The following is a 19,087-nucleotide window of genomic DNA, read 5'->3' on the forward strand; positions in this document are numbered from 1 at the left end:
TTGATTGACTGGGTGCGCAAGACGCCCCGCGGAGCGTTGCGTCGCCGGTTGGAGGACGTCCTGGAGGTGGACGACGCGTTCGGACGGGTCCCGGCCAGCCATGCGGGAAGCGGCCGTTGGCGGCTTTCCGGCTCGCAGGCTGGCCCGTGGTCCGGGGCCCTGAGCGGGCTTGTACAGGCGGCGTACGCGGTCACGGACGTCCGTGTTCCGGTGTGGTCCAGCCAGAAGCGTCGCTCGCCGGTGGCTGATCGGGCGTCGATCGTTGCTATCTTGCGCGCGGTGCTGAGCACAGCGCAGGGGTCGGTGGAGGTGGCGGCGCTGGTGTCGGTGTTCGCACAGCGGTTCCCGGCGTCCTTGGACCCCGTCGAGGTCGCAACGGAGGACAGTGATCTTGCCGATCTGCCTGTCGGCGGTGACCGCGAGGACGTACTGGACCCGCAGCGTGCCGTCATCCTCCAGGAGGACCAGCTCGATGTCGCCGTGAGCGCTGCGGAGGTCGTGGGCAGACTATCCGCCGAGGAGTGTGCCCTGGTCCTGCTTCTGGACGGCCCCTCTCCCGCCGCTGCCGCCCAGGAGCTCCTGGGCTGCGGACGTTCTCAGGCCTATCTGCGCGTCCAGCGGGTGCGGGAGAAACTGAAATTGTTGGTCGGGGAGCAGCCGGACGCGCAGGCAGTGATGGCGGAGGTGATGCTGCTGTGCACAGCGGCAGCCAAGACCGCCTGAGAGCGGACCGGAGCAGACTCGGCGTGCGGTGTGACGTCAGAACGTGGTGGAGGCCTGCTGGGGGCGTCGATGCAGGAGGAAGCCATGCATGAATGGGAAGTGCCGGAACATCTGCTGCGTCTGGCAGCGCAGGCTGCCAAGCCGGACTTGCAGCCTGCCCGGCTACGCGAGCGTTTCGGGGCAGCTGAGCAGGTGCGCATCGAGGAAGGCCAGGTGTGGCGGGCTCGCTGGAACAGTGCCGTCGTGCTCGTGCTGGTCCTGGACGTTGGCGACCGTGACGTGTGGGCCGTGCCGGTGACGTTGGATCCTCCGGCGGAAGACGAGTCCTGCCTGGTTCTGGACGAGCAGGCGGTCGGTCTTCGGCGTCGATGTCACCGTCTAGGCCGGCATGGCGCAGACCGTTCCGGTACGCGTACTGGATCAGGTTCTCGATGCCTGGGACAGCGACCTCGTCGGGTGCACCAGAGCCGTGGCCCAAGGCCGACCCGGGGATCCCGCGGTGGGCATGCGCGCGGGGAGCGCTCCGGCATCGCTGTTCGAGGACTCGGTGGCCCTGCGCGCCGAACTTGAGGACGACCTGGCCGAGCTGCAAGCGGCGCCCGGACTGGCCTCGGCCGCCGGTGCCAGCCCCGCCCAGGGACCTCTGGCCGTCCTCCTCGGTCGGCCAGCCCGACATCGCACAGCTGACCAAAGCGCTGGGCAAGCCCCAGTCCCAGGTCATGGCGATATTGCGGGGCAGGAACTCCTGGAGCCCGAGGACATCGCCGGCCTCGCCCGTGCGACGGGCCTGTCGCAGGAGCAGATCGCCGACACCGTCCAGCCACTGCCCGAAGATCTGGTCGAGGCAGTGGAACACCCACGGTGGCGACCGGTGATGACCCACCTGGCCAAGCACGGCGCGGGAGACGAGGTACAGGCACGGCGGCAGGCCGGGTACGGCGCCTTCGCCCTAGCCGCGCGGGAGACCGGCGGCAGTTCCCGGACTGGGACGCCCGCCTCAAGCAGTTTCTGGCCAGCCACGGGCGGCAAAGGGAGGCGTGATGGCGCGGGTCTTCACCACGGCGGCGCCCGAGCAGGCGCGCGCGATGCTGGCCGTACTGGAGCAGCGGCACCCGGGCCGGCGCGAAGCCTTGCGTACGGAGACGTTGGCAGAGCTGGGCGCCTGGCCGGAGATTCAGATACGCATGGTGCCCGAGAGCGGCGGCGGGGGCCGCTGCTCGGTGGCCGGCAGCTACGACGACGAGACCGTGCCGCCCACCGTGCACGTCGGCCAGGCGCGGTCGCTGCGGAGGCAAGGGTTCACCGCCCTGCACGAGCTGGGGCACCACCTGCAGCAGACCGACCCGGACCTGGGCGACCGGCTGTTCGACTGGAGCGACTCCGAAGCTCTGGAGGAAGCGGCGTGTGACGCCTTCGCCGCGCGCATTCTGCTGCCCGAGTCCCAACTTCCCGACCACCTGCGGGAGAGGGGGCCGACTGCTGCCGACGTGGTCGCGCTGTTCGAAAGCTCGCGGGCCTCACGGGAGGCCTGCTGCGTGCGCGCCTCGGAGTTCATCATCAGCAGCGGCACCGTGGTGCTCCTCGACACAGACGGCACAGTCGTCTTCGCGGCCCGCCACGGCATGATCCCGCCGGCCCGCGGTTCCGACCAGGCGGCCACCCCTCTGGTCCGTGCCGCACTCAAGAGCCGCGGAAGCGCCCAGGTGGACCGGACCCACATCCTCTTCCGCGACGGGCACCGCGGCGAGGATCTGTACGGTCAGGCCGACTGGATGGACCAGGACTACCTGGTGGCGGTCCTCGGCGTCGACCAGGTGGCCTGGCGCCGGTTCACCGCACCCCGGCCCGGCACCGGCACGAACCGATTCCGTTCGGGGTGGATCTGCGAGACCTGCCACGAGGGCTTCGCGGTGTCCGGGGACTGCGAGCAGTGCCGGCAGCCGCAGTGCCCCCAGGGACACTGCGGCTGCACCGCCGCCCGGGCCGCCGCAGATCCAATGTGCACCCGGTGCTACCTGAAGAAGTCCACGGTGCAGTTCCCGCCGGGCAGCACCATCTGCCGGGACTGCCTGGAATAGCTCCGCCCGGGGCCCCTCATACCCGCTCTCACCAGCGGTTCTGCCACGGGCTCGGACGATTCGCCCGGTGTGACGTCAGGCATCGGTGGACGCCACCGGTGGCGTCCCGCCCCACGCGGGGGCGCCACCCGGGCCCCACGGGCCCTACAGCGAACAGAGCTCGCCATGGGACACACCGAAGACATCCTCAACGACATCCGCGCCCAGATCGACGCCCACCCCGAGCCCCTGGCCGAGGCGCGCAAGCGCCTGGAACTGGTGCGCTCCTCGGCGAGCGGCTTCAAGGGCGCCAAGCGCACCTACGCCAGCGGCTCCCTGGCGCAGCACACCTTCATCCACCCGGTCGGCGACGGCGACGGCGGCCTGGTCCTGGACCGGCGGGTCTACCCGCATCTGGGCCCGGACGGAGGCGGGCAGACGCCCCGGGACATCGCCGCCGAACTGTGCGCCCTGCTGGGGCCGGCGGTGCGGAAGGTCTACCCCAACGCCCGGTGCGGCACATCCAAGCGGGGGCCGAAGCTGACGTTCGGCCAGCCGGTCGACGGCCAGGACCCCACCGTCGACCTCGTCGTCGCGCTGACCCGCCGCGACGGGTCGGGGCTGTGGATCCCGAACCTGAAGCAGAACCGGTGGGAGGCGTCGGACCCCGAGAAGCACGTGGAGCTGTTCACCTCGGGCAGCCTGGCGCTGCGGCGGACCCGGCGCCGGATCGTGCGGCTGCTGAAGGCCTGGAACAAGCAGTACAGCGAGCCCGGCTTCTCCTCCCACAACCTGACCGTGTGGGCGTGGGAGTTCGTGACGCCGGGCATGGGAATGGCCGGCGGCCTGCAGACCGTGCTCAACAAGGCCGCGGCCCGGGTGGCCTCCGGCTCGGCGACGCTCGACCCGGCGGGAGTCTCCCCAACGTGCGGCTGCTGGTCTCGCGGGACGTGGCGGCGCGCCGGCTGCGCACGGCCGCCGGCGGCGTGACCCGCGCCCTGGCGAGCGACAGTGACCGGCAGGCCGTGCAGACGGCGCTGTCGACAGTGTTCTACAACTACCTCACCGACCCCTCCCCGCGTGGCCTCGGCGCCCGGATCGCCGCTCTGCGGCAGCCAGCCCCGGTCTCCACGGCCACGCTCGGGCTCGGCGGCGCGGCGGTGACGCTGCCCCCCACCCGCGCCTTCGGCGACGGCACCGGTCAGTGACACGCCCCGGACCGCACCGGCAGGCCTGGTTCTCCAGGCCGGCCCCGCGGCTGCTCTTCCAGCACCGCATCGCCTCCACCGGGCTGGCCGTGCGGGCAGTACGCCCGCCCAGAGCGTTGCGAGGCGGCTTCGCCGTGGCCATCGACATCCGCGACCCCGATCTGCCCGAGCAGACCGTGACCATCGTCTTCGGCCGCGGGCGGCCGGACACCCCGCACGTCTTCTCCGACGGCCCGCGGCACTCCCCCCACCGCTACGACGACGACTCGCTGTGCATGTGGTACCCAGAAGATCCCCCGAGCAGCGCTGGGACCGGCGGCGCGACGGACCGGTCGTGCTCCTCGGGCTGGTCCTCGCCCATCTGCTGCGCGAGGAATGGTGGCGCCGCACCGGCGAGTGGGCCGGCCCCGAGGCCCCGCACACCGCCCAGGAGGCCGCATGACCCGTCTGCCGCTCGTTGCGCCGCCCGTCGCTCCCTCAACGGTGATCGCCCACACGACCGCGCCCGCCGTGCACACCGCCGCCTCCGGGGGCGGAACCACGCTGCTGCTGGGAGTGCTCTCCGGTGCGTTCCTCGCCGCGCTGATCACCGCGAGCATCAACATCTGGCTCGCCCGCCGCAAGAGCCACGAGGAGGAACGCAACCGGCTGCGCGCCGCCTTCGCCGAGGCCTTCGCGACGTACAGCGCGTACAAGGAGCTGCCGTACGCGATCCGCCGGCGGCGCGCCGACCAGCCCGCCGAAGAACGCATCCGGCTCTCCGAGACGCTCCGGGAGATCCAGTCCCGCCTGGCCTACCACCAGGCGTGGACCCTCCTGGAATCACCTACGGTCGGGGCCGCGTACCAGAACCTCGTCGATCGTCTGCGCGCCACCGCCGGCCTGGCGATGAACCAGGCGTGGACCGCTCCCCGCTGGACAACGACGCCGGCATGAACATCCCACCGTCCGTGATCGATCTACGGCCCCTGCGCGAGCACGAGACCGCGTACCTGAATGCTGTCGCCGCACACCTGAAGGACCTCAAACCGTGGTGGAGCGCGTAGGACCGGGACCAGCCCACTCACCGGTGCGCGGACCGCAATCCGCCACGTCGTCGGCGCCGCTTAAGCGGCCACAGCGGTGTTCGTACCGAAGACTTCCTCGAAGGGATGTGCCTGGCGTGTGGCGACCAAGACCCAGGCTCCACTGGGGTGATGTCGGGTGTGCGTGCTGTAGTGGTGGACCTCAGAAGGGGTCAGGACGCTCAAGTCACCGAAAACGTAGTACATCGGCGTTGGGGCGTGGGTGGCGGTGAAAAGCAGACCCGCTTTCAGCGCAGCGGTGCTGATCGCGTAGCGGTCCGAGTGGGTGCTCGGCATGCGGTCCTTGGCATCGATGGTGACCAGTTCACCGTCGCGGGCAGCGATCAGGTCAGGGAAGTACCGCAACGCGGAATCGGTACGCGCCAGAGCATGCCTGATCGCAGGCGGGAAGGTGCCCTGTCCGCAGCGCTGGACCGTCCATCCGCGTAACTGCAGTTCTGCGGCGATGCGCTGCTCGTGCGCCTCGCCGACTCTCTTGCGGTCCTGCCATTGCGTCAACGACGCCTACCCCTTCCCAGCTTCCGCGTGCGTGATACGAACAACTCCCTTTTCGTGCCACCCCCGCATAGCTATGATGCCCCGTATGGCGGCATACGTTGACCCACGCTTTCGTCCCACGCTCTGGCCGGGGACACCCGTACCCACGCCGGAGTTGGAGCCCGTACCCAAAGCACGAGCCGACGGCGACTGGATCGTCTGGGAGCCGCACGTACGAGGCACCCAAGAGACCAGTCCGCTTCCGGAGGACTTCTACTTGCGTGAGTTCATGGAACTTGACCCCGCCGATCTCGACGGCGTGGCCACCTTGATGCGCACCTATGGACACCTGGGCGGCAGCATCACCACCGGCAGTTGGGACGTCGATGAATACGAGCGCCTCAAGGAGCTCACCGAGCGCGAGCACCCGCGACACGGTCCGTTCTGCCTGCATGGCGAACTGGCCACGCTCTACATCACGCAGGCCCAGGCGGCCATCACCACCTGGCTCGCCCTGCGGCGCAAAGGCGGACTCGACGCGCTCATCGAGCCCGAAGTCGGCGAGGAGCAGCTGGCGTACTGGCGTTCCCAGAACACACATCGGAACGAGGCATGGCCACGCGACCTGGGCCATCTGCGCGAACTCGTCCTGGACATCAAGATCGGCGACCTGGTGGCTGAGTTGAATGGCGCGCTAGAACCGTTCAGCATCGGCATCGGCAGCCTGACCGAGCGCTACCCCACCATCCTCTCGGTCGCCTTCCTGCAGCTCTACAACCACCTTGCCGAAGACGCCACGATCCGCGAATGCGCCAACGAGACCTGCCGTCGCCCCTTCGTACGCCAACGCGGACGCGCCGAGTACGGGCAAAACCGCACCAGTGGCGTCAAATACTGCACCCGGGAATGCGCCCGCGCCCAAGCCCAACGTGCCCTGCGCCGCCAGGCACAAGACCAGCCAGCCCCGCAAGAAAGCTGAGGCCAGCGGCACACGACGCTCACCGAGCTAACAGCGGCTAACACAATGAGCTGAGTTGTCGGTGAGTGATGAGGCAGCAGGCGAGTTTGAGGAAGGCCTCGTGGATGTCGGCCCTTCGTTCCCAGCGGGTGCGGAGTCGTTTGAACCCGTGGAGCCAGGCGAAGGTGCGTTCCACGACCCAGCGGTAGGTTCCCAGGCCGGTGCCGTGCCTGGTTCCCCGGCGGGCGATGGCCGGCACGATGCGGCGGGCGCGGACCTGGTCGCGGTAGACGTCGTGGTCGTAGCCGCGGTCGGCGAACAGCGAGTCGGGCTTGCGGCGCGGGCGGCCACGTCGGCCGCGCACCGGCGGAACCGCGTCGAGCAGTGGCAGGAGCTGGGTGACGTCATTGCGGTTGCCGCCAGTGAGCAGCACTGCCAGCGGGGTGCCGTGCCCGTCGGTGATCAGGTGGTGTTTCGAGCCCGCCCGGCCTCGGTCGACCGGCGACGGGCCCGTCGCGAGCCCCCTTTAACGCCCTGACGTGCGAAGAGTCCACCACGCATCGTGACCAGTCCAGGCGCGAGGCCGCGTTGAGCTCGGCGAGCAGGACCTCGTGAAGACGCTGCCAGACTCCAGCCTCGTTCCAGTCCCGTAGCCGCCGCCAGCACGTCATCCCTGAGCCGAAGCCCAGCTCCTTGGGCAGGTACTCCCACTGCACCCCGGTATGCAGCACGTACAAGATCCCGCACAGCACATCCCGGTCCGGCACCGGCCTGCGGCCCGGATACCGAAACCGCCGCTCCCGCCTCGGCAACAGCGGCTCGATCCGCTGCCACAAGTCATCCGACACCTTCCACGGCTCAGCACTCACACCAAACCGAACGCGCAACAACCACCCTGGACAGGGCCACCAGGACCGAACCACCTCATTGTGTTAGCCGCTGTAAGAGCTGTCCCGTAACCGCTTGTCGAGCCGCCGAGCGACAGGCCCGGCGGCGACCGGTCGACCTCGCCCGATATCCACGCGACTCCAGCCCGGAGCCCGTGGCAGCCTGCGGACATGCCAGAGCTGCGAGAACACGCAGGCCGTCACTACGCCGTGCAGTTCCACTACTCCTTGCCCGACGACGCCTGGTGCGTGGAGCTAAGCGAAGCCGTCCGCGCCGGCCGTGTGGACCGAGATCCCCAACGCCGCGACCCACATGCCCGGAGCCGCCTTCCTCGTGGCGGTGATTCCCGACGAGGACCCGGACTTGGAGCCGTCCGTCCATTTCCACAGCCACGACGAGCACGTCATCCCGTACGAGATCGTGCGCTGGTTCATGAAGCAGGTGGCCGAACAGGTGGAGCAGTGCCGGGCCGCACTGACACACGGGGGGTCCCGAAGCGGTGGGATGATCTTGCGGTGGCTGGTGTGATCACGGCGTCGGAGCCGTCCTCGATAGCCCCGTTCACCGGGCTGAGCCCCCGCGACTTCCGCAAGCTGACCACGATGCTGCATCGTGAGGGCGCTAACGCGGGCCGCCCCGGCCGGCCATGGGGCCTGCCCTTGGAGGACCGGGTCCTGCTGGTCGCCGCCTACTGGCGTACCAACCTGACGCTGCGACAGCTCGCGCCGCTGTTCGGGGTGTCCAAGTCGGCGGCCAACCGCATCATCGACCACATCGGCCCACAGCTCGCGCTCAAGCCGCGACAACGCTTCCGCAAGGGCACCGTGCTGATCGTGGACGGCACCCTCGTGCCCACCCGCGACCACACGATCGCCGAGCAGTCCAAGAACTACCGGTACTCCACCAACCACCAGGTGGTCATCGACGCCGACACCCGCCTAGGGCGTTTCTTTCGGATCATCGTGCTGACCAGATGAGGATGGCGGCGAGGTGGAGTCCGGCGAGGTAGATGGTTGCGGTCTTGTCGTAGCGGGTGGCCAGGCCGCGCCATTGCTTGAGCTTGTTGATGCACCGCTCGACGGTGTTGCGCTGCTTGTATGCCCGGCGGTGGAAGGCCGGCGGGCGGCCGCCGCGACTGCCGCGCCGCTTGCGGTTCGCCGCCTGGTCGGCGGGCTGCGGGATCACCGCCCGGATCTTCCGCTGCCGCAGGTGGAGGCGGATCGCCCGGGACGAGTAAGCCTTGTCGGCCAGGACTGCGTCCGGTGTGATTCTGGGGCGGCCGGTCCGTCTGGGCACCCGTAACCGGGCCATGACCTGCCCGAACGCGGGGGCGTCGCCTGCCTGGCCCGGCGTGAGCACGAATGCGAGTGGCCGGCACCGGCCGTCCGCGGCGAGGTGGATCTTGGTGGTCAGCCCGCCGCGGGACCGTCCGAGGGCATGGTCGTCCGGCTCGCCTGCCGGAGCCCCTTTTGACGGGCCCCGGCGGCGTGCTGATGAGCGCGGACGACGGTGGAATCGACCGCGACGACCCATTCGAGGTCGCCTTCGGCGTCGGCCTGCGCGAGCAGGGCGGTGAAGACCTTCTCCCAGGTGCCGTCGGCCGCCCACATCCGCAGCCGGTTGTGGGCGCCCTTCCACGACCCGAAATGCCCGGGCAGGTCCGCCCACGGCGTGCCGGTGCGGTACTTGTAGGCGATCGCATCGATCACCTGCCGGTGATCACGCCAACGCCCACCCCGCCGAGGGGTCCGATCCGGCAGCAACGGCTCGATACGCGCCCACTGGGCGTCGGTCAACGACACACCAGACCAACGATCCGATGATCCGAAAGACACGCCCTGTCGTCGCCATTGGCAAGCCCCTTCCCGGCAACCGGAACGACTGCAAGGCATGGGAGGAATCCGGCGCCAAGGACGCGGTCGGCCGGACCGCAACGATCGCTGACGGCGGCTACCCGAGCACGGGCCTGGTCATCCCGCACCGCCGGCCACGCGGCGGCGAGCTCACCGAATGGCAGGCCGAGCACAACCGCGAACATAAGCAGGTCCGTGCCCGCGTCGAGCACGTCTTCGCCCGGATGAAGACTTGGAAGATCCTCCGCGACTGCCGCCTCAAGGGCGAGGGTGTCCACCACGCCATGCTCGGCATCGCCCGCCTGCATAACCTCCTCCAGGCCGCCTGAGGCCAACGACCACCGAGCATCGACCCACGTCCGAGACTCCCGAAGATCAATTACGGGACAGCCCTTAGGCATATGCCAATAACGACATGGCCCCCGAAGGCGGAGGCCGAGCCGTAGGGCACCCCGGGCGGTACCGACAGCCGTACCTAGAGAGATTGCCCCTCGGCGCCTGCCGGCGTACGGCGCCGCCCACTCGATCTGGCAGCCCTGTAGACCACGAAACGAGTAGCAGAGGAAGCCGTCGCGGGCAGCGGTACGCAGGAACAGGGTGGGGGCCGCAGTGAGGGTGTGGGACACCTGGGTACCGACAGCGGTGTGTGAGAGGAGCGGGCCTTGGGTGAGATCAATGACGGTCTGGAGCGGGCTTTGCGTACCCGGCCGCTGCCGGGCAGTGTCACAGCCCGGCTGGGCTTCCTGCTCAGGTTGGAGAAGGGCTCCACGAAGAGGCTGGCGGGGGTTCTGGGGGTCTCGCAGCGGACCGTGCAGCGGTGGGTCACGCCTGGCCCGGGGCGGCGCCCGCCAGGCGCGGTACAGAGGCGCGTGATCGAGGACGTCGTCCGGGCGCGGTGGCAGCCCCGGATTCGCGAGCGGTTGCGGGTGCGGGCCGAGGAGCGCGGCTTGTCCGTGCACGCCCGGGCCCGGTTCGGGTTCGCCTCCGCGGCCGGTTCCTCCGACGACCCCGCCGGCGGCTGATCACCCAGCACCTGTCCGGTGCGGTCGCGCGGGAGCTGTTCGCCGCCCGGGACGCCGGCGCCAGTGAGGCGCAGCAGATGGTCATCCTGGCCCGGGCACTGGGGCACGCCTACTTCCGCGACGGTGAGACGCGGGCCCACGGGCTTCGAGTGGCCTTCTGCGACGTGGAGTTCGCCGACTTCGCCGTCGGCTGACCCGGCCCTCCCCCGTACGAGGGCGAGTGTGGGGTGCCGGGGGCTACCGGTCGCGGGTGGGCGCCGTGCGTGGGACGGCCAGCAGTCGCTGGTAGTGCTCGGCTTCCCTGTGCTCCGCCCAGTCCCACACCACCGGCCCGCCGGGCGCGGCCTTGCGCCGTCCCGGAGGTTGGGTCGGGCGCAGTTTGGCGCTCTCGGCGAGGCGCAGGAGGTGGTGGCGTTCGTTCGGGTGGGCCAGTAGTTCCTGGCTGCCGGTGAGGGTGGCGTAGCAGGCGGCGGCGCGCAGGAACGGGCGGGCCCAGGTCGGGGTGGGGTGGGTGGCGCAGCCGTCGGTGTAGCGGGCGGGGTCGTGGAAGGCGATGGTGGCTGCGTCGGGGCCGAGGTCGTCGGTGCGGACGGTGAGGAGTTGCTGGAAGGACGCGCCGGTCAGCAGGGTGGTGATGAGGGCGGCGGCCGAGCGCGGGTGGGCGGTCGCCTGGTGGATTCTGCGGGTGATCTCCAAAGCGGCTGCATCAGTGAGCGGTTGGGGTGGTGGACGTTGCTTCCAGTCGATCGGTGCGGGCGTGCACGGGCCGGTGCAGGGCTGGGCGGGGTTGTAGGAGACAAGGCGGTCCAGGGCGGGCAGTGTCATCCACCGGGCCGTCGGCGGGCGTGGGAGGGACGCTGGCGTGGGAAGGCCCGCGGAGGGGGTGGGGGCGCCGTCGTAGTAGTGGCGGCGGGCGGTGCCGAGGTCGCTGGTGACGGTGTGGGGCAGGGCGTGCAGAGCCCGGTGGAGCGCGGCGGGCGGGGTCGGTGGCAGACCAGGGTCAAGGTGATGCCGGTGGCCTCGCGCAGGCGCAGGAGTTGCTCGAGACGGCGGGTGGTGAGTCGGTGGGCTCGCAGGACGGTGAGGCGGGCTGGGGGCATGGCGTGGATCCAGGCTGTGGCGGCCTCCCATGCCGGTTGCCGGCCCGGCGGGTAGCGGCCCGGCAGCAGCGGCGGCTTGCCCAGGGCAGCCAGGAGGTCGTGGGCAAGGGCGGTGTCGCTGGTAGTGCCGGGCCCGGGATGCAGGGTGATCCGGCCAGCAGCGGAGTCGTGGGCAGCCAGAGCGGCGTGGGTGTGTGCCGCGTCGTCGTAGCGGTCCAGCACGAGCACCACCGGAGGAGGCTGCGTGGTGGTGCTGGTGGGGTGGGCGGTCATGCGAGGCGGCTGAAGGCCCAGCGCAGGAGTTCCCGGTCAGGTGTGGTGCGGCCGGTGCGGGCGAGCGCGGTGCGGGTGTGAGCGGTCAGCTGGGCCCAGGCGCGGAAGTTTCCGTGCGCGGCGTGGCTGTCGGCGAAGGCGATGTCGTCGGGATCGGCGCCGGCCCATACGGGATGGAACAGGGGGATGACCTGCTGGACCTCTTCGGGGGTGAGGCGGGTGAAGTGCTGCCAGATGAAGACCCGCGAGGAGAGCATCGGTTCGCGGCGCAGCACCGTGTGGCAGCCCTCGCCGCCGACGAAGACGACCGCGAAGCGGGTGGCGGGCTCGTCCCACAGGTAGCGGAAGTACTCGAACGCCTCCCCGTTGAGCCACTGGGCCTCGTCCACCAAGAAGGTGCGAGGATGCTCGGCCAGGGCGTTCTTCAGCAGGCGGTCGAACTCGCTGGGGTGGCGGGGCGGCTCGCCGGGCAGGTCCAGCGCGGTGAACAGTTCGTAGCGCACCGCGCGGGCCGTGGGGCGGGCCCGGAAGGTGACCCGGCGGACGTCTTCTGCGGGTTCGAGTTCGTGCAGGCAGATGTTGACCGCGAGGGTCTTGCCGAAGCCGGCACCGCCGTGAATGCACATCATGGCGCGTGCGGCGACGGTGTCGGTGATGTTCTCCCGCGCGGTGAGCAGTGCCCGGGTGGTGACCACGGCGGCGTCGGGCAGGTCGACGTACTGGTAGGTGGCAGCGGTCATCAGGCATCTCCTGCCGGGTGCGTGTCCGGCTCCGGCACTGCGTGTGGCGGAGCGTCCGGCGGGACATCGTCTGGAGCGGAGACGGGCGGGAGCGGGGCGGTGCCGGCCGCGACGGCGGGCGGGGTGCGCCAGTGCGCCGGCGGCGGGGCGTGCGGGATCAGATCGGGCAGCGCCAGCTTCGACAGGTCCGACTCGGCGGCCTCGCCGAGCTCGCGGTCGGCCTCAGCGGCGCTGAGCGCGCCCAGGCGGCGGGGCGGGGCGGGCTTCGTGGCGGCGGCGTAGCGCTCGCGCTGGGATGCCTCGAGATCCTTCCTCAGGCGGCGGGTGCGCGCGGCCCGCACTTTGCGTACGGCACTGATCTGCTCTGCGGTGGCCTGGTCGGCCAGGTCCGCAGAACCCAGGTAGCGGCCGGTGACGGGGTCGAAGACCTCGATGCGGTGGTCGTGGTGGGGCATGTACCGCACCTGCACCCGGATGCCGGCCTGGCCGGTCATCCACGCGGCGCTGTAGGTGCGGCCGCGCCAGTGCACGCCGTGGCCGGTCAGTTTCCAGGGCCGGCCGTCGTCTTCGAGGGTGAAGGCCCACAGGTCGGCTGCGGGGATGTCGGTGACAGGGGTCGGATCGGCCTGCCACGCCTCCAGCGGTGTACGGCCTGACAGGGCTTTCGGATGATGCGCGGTGTTCCACCAGTTCGTCCAGGTCAGGACCTGCTCGGTGAAATCCTGGAACGACAGGGTGGATGCTGGCTTTTCGGAACCGGCGGTGCGTCCGCGTCTGCCGGAACCGCGGCGCGCGGTGGGGCCGGCGGTGTAGCCGGGCAGGGCGGCGAACAGCATGCGGTCTGCGGCCCGGTTGAGGTTCTCCACCGTGCCCTTCAAGTGGGGGCTGTAGGCGGGCAGGTCCTTGACGGTCACGCCCATCGCGCCGAGCGCGGTGGTGACGGCGGTGGACAGAAAGTCCTTGCCCCGGTCCACCCTCACCTGTTCCGGCACTCCCCCGGCCGGGCCGTAGGGCTCCTCCCGCACCACGGCAGCGCGCAAGGCCGCCAGTACCGACGCGCGGGAGGGATGGCCCGGGGTGACGGCGGTACCGGTGATGACCTTGGTGGCAGTGTCGATGAACCAGGTGATCCACGGACGCACCAGGTCGCCGTCGGCGTCGACCAGCAGCGGGGCCTGGACGTGGTCGCTCTCCCAGGCGTGGTTGCGCCACGACGCCGGCCGCTTGCCGAACACGTCGTGGGCCCGTGCCGCCTCCGGCCCGAGAGCGAGACCGGCGCGCTCCCCGCATCCAGATCCCGGCGCAGCGCCCGGTGCAGCGTCGTCAACGACGGCACGTATCCCGGCGGAGACTGCCGAGCAGCCCGCGCGACCAGCTCACGATGAACCGCCCGCACGTTCCCCTTCCACAACGCCAGCAGGCAGCGCACCTCAGGCGTGACCGTGAACCTCGTATCCTCCCGGGCCCGGGCACCAGGCCGCGCGGCCGCGGCCTCGTCGCGCCCGGCGGCGGCCAGCCACCGCCACACGGTGCGCTCCGTCACCCCCAGCGCGTCCGCGGCCACCCGCACATGGCAGGCCGTCAGCCCTCCGGCCGTCCGCACAGCAAGCAGCCGCCGCACCGCCGGGCCCCGCAACGCTGCCCTCGACGCCGCCGGCAGCCCGCCCCCGGTGGCCACGCGCGCTGCGCCACCGCTCTCCCCCACGCCCGTTCCTCCACTGCAGACACCGACGCCCACCACGGTGCAGCCGCACGTCCATCCAACGGATCAGAAGTGCCGTTCCCATGACAGTGAGCCGCGGCAGGGTGTACCGCGCCATGACAGCGACACCCACCACATGTGCCGCCCCACGTCAGCAAACCAAACCACCACTCCCACCCCCACCAGCACAAACACTCAACCTGACACGCCGTCACTGACATCACCCCACTGACACGAAAGCGGCACATCGCAGCTGGAGAACATGCTCCACCTCACCCCGGCGGATGCCTCGGAGCAGCCACCAGCACCCGTACGCAGGCCGACAAATGGGCGGCCAACGTTCGGGCGGCGAGGCAGGTACACCGGCGACGGCGCCGGCGGCTTCGCCGCAGGTGTCCAGGTCGGGCCGGGCTACACCACGATGAACATCATCGGCGGCGACTTCAACGGCGACGGCAAGAACGACCTCATGGTGCAGGACACCAGCGCCGCCAGCGGCCATCTGTACTTTTACCCGGGCAACGGCACCGGCACGTTCGGCACCCGCACCGACCTCGGCGCCAACTATGGCGGCCTGCGTCTGACTGCGATCGACTTCAACAACGACCACAAGCTCGACCTGCTGGCGATCTACCCAGGCAACGACCACCTGTACTTCTATCCCGGCACTGGTACCGGCACCCTAGGCACCCGCACCGACCTCGGCGTCGGCTGGACCAACTTCCAGCTCACTGCCGGGGACTTCACCGGTGACGGCAAGGACGACTTCGCCGCCGACGACACCACCAACCACAAGGTGTACGTCTACCCCGGCACCGGTTCCGGCACCTTCTCCGCTCGTATCCCCCAGGCCGACACCTGGACGTCCTACGGGATACCGGTGGCCGGCCGGTTCGACTACGGCTCCGGCCTGGGCATCGCCGCCACCGACTCCAGCTCCCACGTGCGGACCTGGAGTGGCGACGGCGCCGGGCACTTCAGCGGCGCCCTGACCGCGACCACCGCGTACACCGGCAGCCGCACCCTCTACAGCTACGACGACGACGGCAACACCCGTACCCAGTCCGGGCCGGCCGGCACCGCCGTCTACCGCTACGACCCCGCAGCGGACCTGACCGCCACGATCCTGCCCACCGGCAACGGCTACACCGAGAAACGCTCCTACGACAACGACGGCCGCCTCACCGAGATCAGCAGCACCAAGGGCAGCACCACCTTCGCAGACTGGCAGCTCACCCTCGACGAAGCCGGCCAGCTGCAGCGCGTCGACGTCAACCGTTCCGGTAAGCCTGCCAGCCACCAGTACTACACCTACGACTCCGCAGGCCGGCTCCTGACCGACTGCACCTCGGCCACCCTGGCCGCGCAGTGCCCCGCCGCAGACGCCACCGCCGGCACCACCTACACCTACGACGGCGTCGGCAACCGCACCACCGCCACCACCGCTGGCACTCTCACCACCTACACCTACGACGCTGCCGACCAGCTCAGCAACGCCCTAACCGGCAACAAGACCACCAGCTACACCTACGACAAGAACGGCAACCAGACCGGCGACGGCACCAACACCTTCACCTACGACGCCACCAGCCACCTGTCGTCGCTCACCACGCCAAGCGCCACCTACACCTACGGCTACGACGCTGAAGGCAACCGCACCAGCGCCTCCAAAGCCGGCACCGGCCTGCTCCGCAACACCATCTGGGACCCCAACTACGACCTCCCCCAGGTCGCCGCGGAATACGGCGCCAGCGGCAGCCTCATCGCCGCCTACCAGTACAACCCGCTGGAACAGATCCAGTCCCAGACCACCAGCGCCGCCGCGCCCTTCTACTACCACCACGACCAGCTCGGCTCCGTCACCGACATCACCGACACCGCCGGAGCCCTGCAGACCAGCTACAGCTACACCGCCTACGGCGCACTCACCCAAACAGACACCGCCACCAACCCGCCCACCAACCGCTTCACCTACACCGGGCAGTACAAAGAACCCACCACCAACGCCGCCGGCTACGACCTGCGCGCCCGCAATTACGACCCCACCACCGGCCGCTTCACCAGCACCGACCCCATCCAGCTCCGCCCAAGCGACCCCTACACCTCCGCCTACTCCTACGCCGGAAACAGCCCCACCAATGGCATCGATCCCTCCGGCCAGAACTGGCTCGACCCGATCACCAGCCGCCTCCAGGCCATCGGCAGCGGCCTGAAAGAAAGCGCCGAACTCCCCTTCACCTTCGTCGGAGACCTCGCCGACGCCGTCTCCGGCCGCAACGGCGGCGCCGGAAACTTCCTCGACACCTACTTCCCCATCCGCCCCGCCTACCGCCTCTACCGGGCAGCCGAAATGCTCCACAACCAAGGCTGCGACCAACTCGCCGACCAGTACGACGCCGCAGGCGACCAACTCACCCAGCAGTTGGCTGTCACAGTGCTAGGTGGATTCAAGGGGGGGTGGAGTAGGTACATCTCTCGCAGAAGACGAGATCCGGCTCGGTGCCGCTGATCTCGGCTCGGCAAACACCGCAGCTAACGGGCTGCGCTACTACACGCCGGAGACTCCCCAGGCCAGGGCCTTGATCAACCCGGACAACGGGTACTCCAACTGCGTTCTGTGCACCCTCGCAGGGGACGACCTGATCGCTGGTAGGCCTGTGAAACCGGCACCAGGTGGAGTCGGCCCCTACGACCGTGACTATCTGGAAGCTGCCACAGGCCGAACCTTCGTCAAAGAGGCAGGGCGCCTCAGCCAGGTGGTGAAGGATGTCCTCGGCTGGGGCTCTGGTGGCCGGGGTTTCATTGCAGTGTGGCCACAGGATGGTGTAGGCCACGTCTTCAATGTGGTCAACGTGGATGGCAGTGTTGTCTTCCTCGACTACCAGCTCGGGAAAGCCAAGCCGACCGGCTGGGCAAGGTACGAGATCATGAGGACGGACTGACGTGCTGTCAATGGAGCAAGCGCTGGAAGCAGCCGCGGTGTTCTTGGAGCAGAACTGCGGCGGCTGGGATCCGAACACGATGCGACTTCAACCGGAGAGGGCTCGCATCGAGAACGGCCACGTCTTCGTACCGTGGAACGCTCGGGCGTTCCTGGACGAAGGCCAGCACGGCAAGGCACTCCTCGGGAATATGCCGGTCCTCGTGGACCCCGTCACGGGCGCATGCCGATTCATGACCCTCGAAGAGGTGATGACTCAGCTGAGGATCGCAGACGCATGATCGGCTCTTGAACTCTACTGGTTCGGGCGGGTGGACAGCTCAGCCGCCCGCCCGAACCCACCCCAAGTGGCCACGGCCTGATGGGTGGTTTCGTCTGCGCGCCGTCGCCAGCCGCGCAGAGGCTGGTGAACCGCTCCGTTCGGTGGAGGCTCGATCGTCTGAGAGGACCGAGTCATGGCACGTCCTTCCCCGTACCCGCTTGAGCTGCGGCGCCGTGCGGTGCGGATGGTCGCCGAGGTGCGGCCTGATGACGACACCGAATGGGCCGCGATGAAAGCGGCCGCCCAGAAGTTGGGCATCGGCACGACCGAGACGCTCCGGAAGCGGGTGCGGCAGGACCAGATCGACACCGGCGTCCGGCCCGGCTCGACGACGGAGGAGGCCGAGCTGAAGCGGCTGAAGAAGAACGCCGAGCTCAAGCGGGCCAACGAGATCCTGAAAGCCGCGGCGTCTTTCTTCACGGCCGAGCTCGACCGGCCACATCCGCGCTCGTAGCGTTCATCGACGAGCATCGCGACCGCTTCGGCGGTGTCGAGCCGATCTGCCGCGTGCTGACCGCGCACGACTGCCAGATCGCCCCCCTCCACCTACTACGCCCACCACAAACGCCGGAACACGCCCTCCGCCAAGACCGTGCAGGACGCCGAACTGAAGGAGCACACCAGCAACGTCTTCGAAGCCAACTACCGCGTCCACGGGGCGAGGAAAATCTGGCACCACAGCGACGCCAGGTCGCAGTACACCAGTGTCCGGCTCGCCGAACACATCCAGGCCACCGGCATCGCCGCCTCCATCGGATCCGTCGGCGACGCCTACGACAACGCCCTGACGGAGAGCACAATCGGCCTGTTCACGACCGAGCTGATCAAACCCCGACCGCCCTGGAAGACGCTGTCCGACGTCGAACTCGCCACCGCCGAGTACGTCGACTGGTACAACCACCGCCGACTCCACGGTGAGATCGGCTACGTCCCACCCGTCCAATACGAGACCCACCACTACCGAGCAACCACAAACCCCCAGGTCACAGTCAACATGTGAAGTCTTCACCGAACCCGGAGCGGTTCAGTCCGTACGGCCGGTGGCCGCCACCGGCCGTACGTCGCAAACTCCTGGCGGTACGTCGTCAGTGAACAGCTCTTCCGTCCCGTCGAAGCCGGCCTCCGAAGCCTTCTTGAACTCCCCTGGCGCATCGGCCAGGCGCCGAACAGGTCCACCCGGCCCAGGCGACTCGCCGCGCCACGGCATCAGCGGCAGGCTCCTCCGTCTGAATGAACATCAGGGCCCGGCCGCATGGGGAACCGATTCGCCGGGACACGTCCCGATTATGCGAAACCCCCGTCCACGGCGGCAGCGGCCGCCGCGGTGGCACTGCTGGCCGCCTGTCTCACCACCTCTGTCCCGGCCGCCGCCTCAGATCACGACAGCGCCGGCGCGCGGGCCGGCACCGATCACGTCGCCCTGCACGCGGCCGTCGCCCAGCTCCCCGTCGCAGCCGAAGACCGCACCGGCTACAACCGAGCAACGAGCTTCGGCGGCTGGGTGGACGCCGACCACGACGGCTGCAACACCCGCAAGGAGGTGTTGATCGACGAGGCCGTCACCGCGCCGGCCGTCACCGGCACCTGCACCCTCACCGGCGGGACCTGGTGGTCGTGGTACGACGACACCGAGGTCGACAACGCCAGCGCGCTGGACATCGACCACTTGGTACCGCTCGCCGAAGCATGGGACAGCAAGTAGGCGGAGTTGGGCTCGACGCATCATTCTGCTCCCGCA

At 69.5% G+C, this 19,087-nt stretch carries 20 protein-coding genes and 4 pseudogenes; 16 read left to right on the plus strand and 8 right to left on the minus strand.

The window, feature by feature from the left end:
- A partial coding sequence (locus VSR01_RS00395) for a hypothetical protein (protein ID WP_326447294.1) occupies positions 1 to 723 on the plus strand: 723 nt, incomplete at its 5' end.
- Between the two features lie 162 nt (positions 724 to 885).
- On the opposite strand, the gene VSR01_RS00400 is transcribed toward VSR01_RS00395, so the two are convergent.
- A complete protein-coding gene (locus VSR01_RS00400) occupies positions 886 to 1,098 on the minus strand; it encodes a hypothetical protein (protein ID WP_326447295.1) in 213 nt (70 codons plus the stop codon).
- 665 nt (positions 1,099 to 1,763) lie between these two features.
- On the opposite strand from VSR01_RS00400, the gene VSR01_RS00405 reads away from it, so the two are divergent.
- The 5 genes from VSR01_RS00405 (at position 1,764) to VSR01_RS00425 (ending at position 4,924) form a co-directional block, all read left to right on the plus strand.
- A complete protein-coding gene (locus VSR01_RS00405) occupies positions 1,764 to 2,801 on the plus strand; it encodes an ImmA/IrrE family metallo-endopeptidase (protein ID WP_326447296.1) in 1,038 nt (345 codons plus the stop codon).
- 165 nt (positions 2,802 to 2,966) lie between these two features.
- Positions 2,967 to 3,770, plus strand: coding sequence for a hypothetical protein (locus tag VSR01_RS00410; protein WP_326447297.1), 804 nt, complete (start codon positions 2,967 to 2,969; stop codon positions 3,768 to 3,770).
- A complete protein-coding gene (locus VSR01_RS00415; RefSeq protein WP_326447298.1) occupies positions 3,767 to 3,988 on the plus strand; it encodes a hypothetical protein in 222 nt (73 codons plus the stop codon). Before VSR01_RS00410 ends, VSR01_RS00415 begins: the two co-directional genes overlap by 4 nt.
- Before the next feature lie 271 nt (positions 3,989 to 4,259).
- Complete coding sequence (locus VSR01_RS00420; protein ID WP_326447299.1) at positions 4,260 to 4,430, plus strand: hypothetical protein; 171 nt, start codon at positions 4,260 to 4,262, stop codon at positions 4,428 to 4,430.
- Positions 4,427 to 4,924 carry a hypothetical protein gene (locus tag VSR01_RS00425; RefSeq protein WP_326447300.1) on the plus strand — a complete coding sequence of 166 codons (498 nt, stop codon included), beginning with the start codon at positions 4,427 to 4,429 and terminating at the stop codon, positions 4,922 to 4,924. Before VSR01_RS00420 ends, VSR01_RS00425 begins: the two co-directional genes overlap by 4 nt.
- 170 nt (positions 4,925 to 5,094) lie before the next feature.
- On the opposite strand, the gene VSR01_RS00430 is transcribed toward VSR01_RS00425, so the two are convergent.
- Complete coding sequence (locus VSR01_RS00430; RefSeq protein WP_326447301.1) at positions 5,095 to 5,571, minus strand: hypothetical protein; 477 nt, start codon at positions 5,569 to 5,571, stop codon at positions 5,095 to 5,097.
- 256 nt (positions 5,572 to 5,827) lie between these two features.
- Here VSR01_RS00430 and VSR01_RS00435 point away from each other — a divergent pair, with 256 nt between their 5' ends.
- Positions 5,828 to 6,529 (plus strand): hypothetical protein, encoded by a 702-nt coding sequence (locus VSR01_RS00435; protein ID WP_326447302.1) that lies wholly within the window; start codon positions 5,828 to 5,830, stop codon positions 6,527 to 6,529.
- Positions 6,530 to 6,566: 37 nt separating this feature from the next.
- Here the strand turns inward: VSR01_RS00435 and VSR01_RS00440 are convergent.
- A protein-coding gene (locus tag VSR01_RS00440; protein ID WP_442785383.1) for an IS5 family transposase occupies positions 6,567 to 7,377 on the minus strand; the annotation gives its coding sequence in 2 pieces (ribosomal slippage) (positions 6,567 to 7,023 and positions 7,022 to 7,377; 813 coding nt in all).
- 298 nt (positions 7,378 to 7,675) lie between these two features.
- Between VSR01_RS00440 and VSR01_RS00445 the strand changes: the two genes are divergently transcribed.
- Both VSR01_RS00445 and VSR01_RS00450 read left to right on the plus strand, forming a co-directional pair.
- Positions 7,676 to 7,924 carry a hypothetical protein gene (locus tag VSR01_RS00445; RefSeq protein ID WP_326447304.1) on the plus strand — a complete coding sequence of 83 codons (249 nt, stop codon included), beginning with the start codon at positions 7,676 to 7,678 and terminating at the stop codon, positions 7,922 to 7,924.
- Positions 7,912 to 8,337: pseudogene (locus tag VSR01_RS00450) on the plus strand (transposase family protein); the annotation flags it as partial. The gene VSR01_RS00445 and the pseudogene VSR01_RS00450, both read left to right, overlap by 13 nt.
- Positions 8,338 to 8,353: 16 nt before the next feature.
- Here VSR01_RS00450 and VSR01_RS00455 read toward each other — a convergent pair.
- A protein-coding gene (locus VSR01_RS00455; RefSeq protein ID WP_442785384.1) for an IS5 family transposase occupies positions 8,354 to 9,198 on the minus strand; the annotation gives its coding sequence in 2 pieces (ribosomal slippage) (positions 8,354 to 8,856 and positions 8,856 to 9,198; 846 coding nt in all).
- Here VSR01_RS00455 and VSR01_RS00460 point away from each other — a divergent pair.
- A pseudogene (locus VSR01_RS00460) lies at positions 9,183 to 9,578 on the plus strand (transposase family protein); the annotation flags it as partial. The gene VSR01_RS00455 and the pseudogene VSR01_RS00460 sit on opposite strands and share 16 nt — an antisense overlap.
- 333 nt (positions 9,579 to 9,911) lie before the next feature.
- On the plus strand, positions 9,912 to 10,271 hold the full coding sequence (tpg, locus tag VSR01_RS00465; protein WP_326447305.1) for a telomere-protecting terminal protein Tpg: 360 nt from the start codon (positions 9,912 to 9,914) through the stop codon (positions 10,269 to 10,271).
- Positions 10,272 to 10,508: 237 nt separating this feature from the next.
- On the opposite strand, the gene VSR01_RS00475 is transcribed toward tpg, so the two are convergent.
- The 4 genes and pseudogenes from VSR01_RS00475 to VSR01_RS00490 all read right to left on the minus strand — a co-directional run bounded on the left by VSR01_RS00475 (position 10,509) and on the right by VSR01_RS00490 (position 14,005).
- Positions 10,509 to 11,096: a hypothetical protein gene (locus VSR01_RS00475; protein ID WP_326447307.1), complete on the minus strand. Its 588-nt coding sequence runs from the start codon at positions 11,094 to 11,096 to the stop codon at positions 10,509 to 10,511.
- Positions 11,093 to 11,644 carry a hypothetical protein gene (locus VSR01_RS00480; RefSeq protein ID WP_326447308.1) on the minus strand — a complete coding sequence of 184 codons (552 nt, stop codon included), beginning with the start codon at positions 11,642 to 11,644 and terminating at the stop codon, positions 11,093 to 11,095. Before VSR01_RS00480 ends, VSR01_RS00475 begins: the two co-directional genes overlap by 4 nt.
- Positions 11,641 to 12,384 carry an ATP-binding protein gene (locus VSR01_RS00485; protein ID WP_326447309.1) on the minus strand — a complete coding sequence of 248 codons (744 nt, stop codon included), beginning with the start codon at positions 12,382 to 12,384 and terminating at the stop codon, positions 11,641 to 11,643. The genes VSR01_RS00480 and VSR01_RS00485 overlap by 4 nt, the downstream gene beginning before the upstream one ends.
- Positions 12,384 to 14,005 (minus strand): annotated as a pseudogene (locus VSR01_RS00490) (transposase). Before VSR01_RS00490 ends, VSR01_RS00485 begins: the two are co-directional and overlap by 1 nt.
- 343 nt (positions 14,006 to 14,348) lie before the next feature.
- Here VSR01_RS00490 and VSR01_RS00495 point away from each other — a divergent pair.
- The 5 genes and pseudogenes from VSR01_RS00495 to VSR01_RS00515 all read left to right on the plus strand — a co-directional run bounded on the left by VSR01_RS00495 (position 14,349) and on the right by VSR01_RS00515 (position 19,051).
- Positions 14,349 to 16,595 (plus strand): RHS repeat domain-containing protein, encoded by a 2,247-nt coding sequence (locus VSR01_RS00495; RefSeq protein WP_326447311.1) that lies wholly within the window; start codon positions 14,349 to 14,351, stop codon positions 16,593 to 16,595.
- Between the two features lie 70 nt (positions 16,596 to 16,665).
- Complete coding sequence (locus VSR01_RS00500) at positions 16,666 to 17,028, plus strand: toxin glutamine deamidase domain-containing protein (protein WP_326447312.1); 363 nt, start codon at positions 16,666 to 16,668, stop codon at positions 17,026 to 17,028.
- Positions 17,029 to 17,038: 10 nt separating this feature from the next.
- Positions 17,039 to 17,308 (plus strand): YrhB domain-containing protein, encoded by a 270-nt coding sequence (locus tag VSR01_RS00505; protein WP_326453433.1) that lies wholly within the window; start codon positions 17,039 to 17,041, stop codon positions 17,306 to 17,308.
- Between the two features lie 174 nt (positions 17,309 to 17,482).
- Positions 17,483 to 18,349 (plus strand): annotated as a pseudogene (locus VSR01_RS00510) (integrase core domain-containing protein).
- A gap of 324 nt (positions 18,350 to 18,673) precedes the next feature.
- The gene (locus VSR01_RS00515; protein WP_326447313.1) at positions 18,674 to 19,051 is read left to right on the plus strand and encodes a hypothetical protein; all 378 of its coding nucleotides are present in this window, start codon (positions 18,674 to 18,676) and stop codon (positions 19,049 to 19,051) included.
- Positions 19,052 to 19,087: the final 36 nt, after the last annotated feature.

The organism is Actinacidiphila sp. DG2A-62, from assembly GCF_035825295.1.
Taxonomy (GTDB): Bacteria; Actinomycetota; Actinomycetes; order Streptomycetales; family Streptomycetaceae; genus Actinacidiphila.

Excerpts from the sequence above, each read along its gene's own strand:
- VSR01_RS00485 (WP_326447309.1), bottom strand. The coding sequence starts at position 12,384 with ATGACCGCTGCCACCTACCAGTACGTCGACCTGCCCGACGCCGCCGTG.
- VSR01_RS00405 (WP_326447296.1), top strand. The coding sequence starts at position 1,764 with ATGGCGCGGGTCTTCACCACGGCGGCGCCCGAGCAGGCGCGCGCGATG.
- VSR01_RS00410 (WP_326447297.1), top strand. The coding sequence starts at position 2,967 with ATGGGACACACCGAAGACATCCTCAACGACATCCGCGCCCAGATCGAC.
- VSR01_RS00495 (WP_326447311.1), top strand. The coding sequence starts at position 14,349 with ATGCTCCACCTCACCCCGGCGGATGCCTCGGAGCAGCCACCAGCACCC.
- VSR01_RS00505 (WP_326453433.1), top strand. The coding sequence starts at position 17,039 with ATGGAGCAAGCGCTGGAAGCAGCCGCGGTGTTCTTGGAGCAGAACTGC.
- VSR01_RS00475 (WP_326447307.1), bottom strand. The coding sequence starts at position 11,096 with ATGACACTGCCCGCCCTGGACCGCCTTGTCTCCTACAACCCCGCCCAG.
- VSR01_RS00480 (WP_326447308.1), bottom strand. The coding sequence starts at position 11,644 with ATGACCGCCCACCCCACCAGCACCACCACGCAGCCTCCTCCGGTGGTG.
- VSR01_RS00425 (WP_326447300.1), top strand. The coding sequence starts at position 4,427 with ATGACCCGTCTGCCGCTCGTTGCGCCGCCCGTCGCTCCCTCAACGGTG.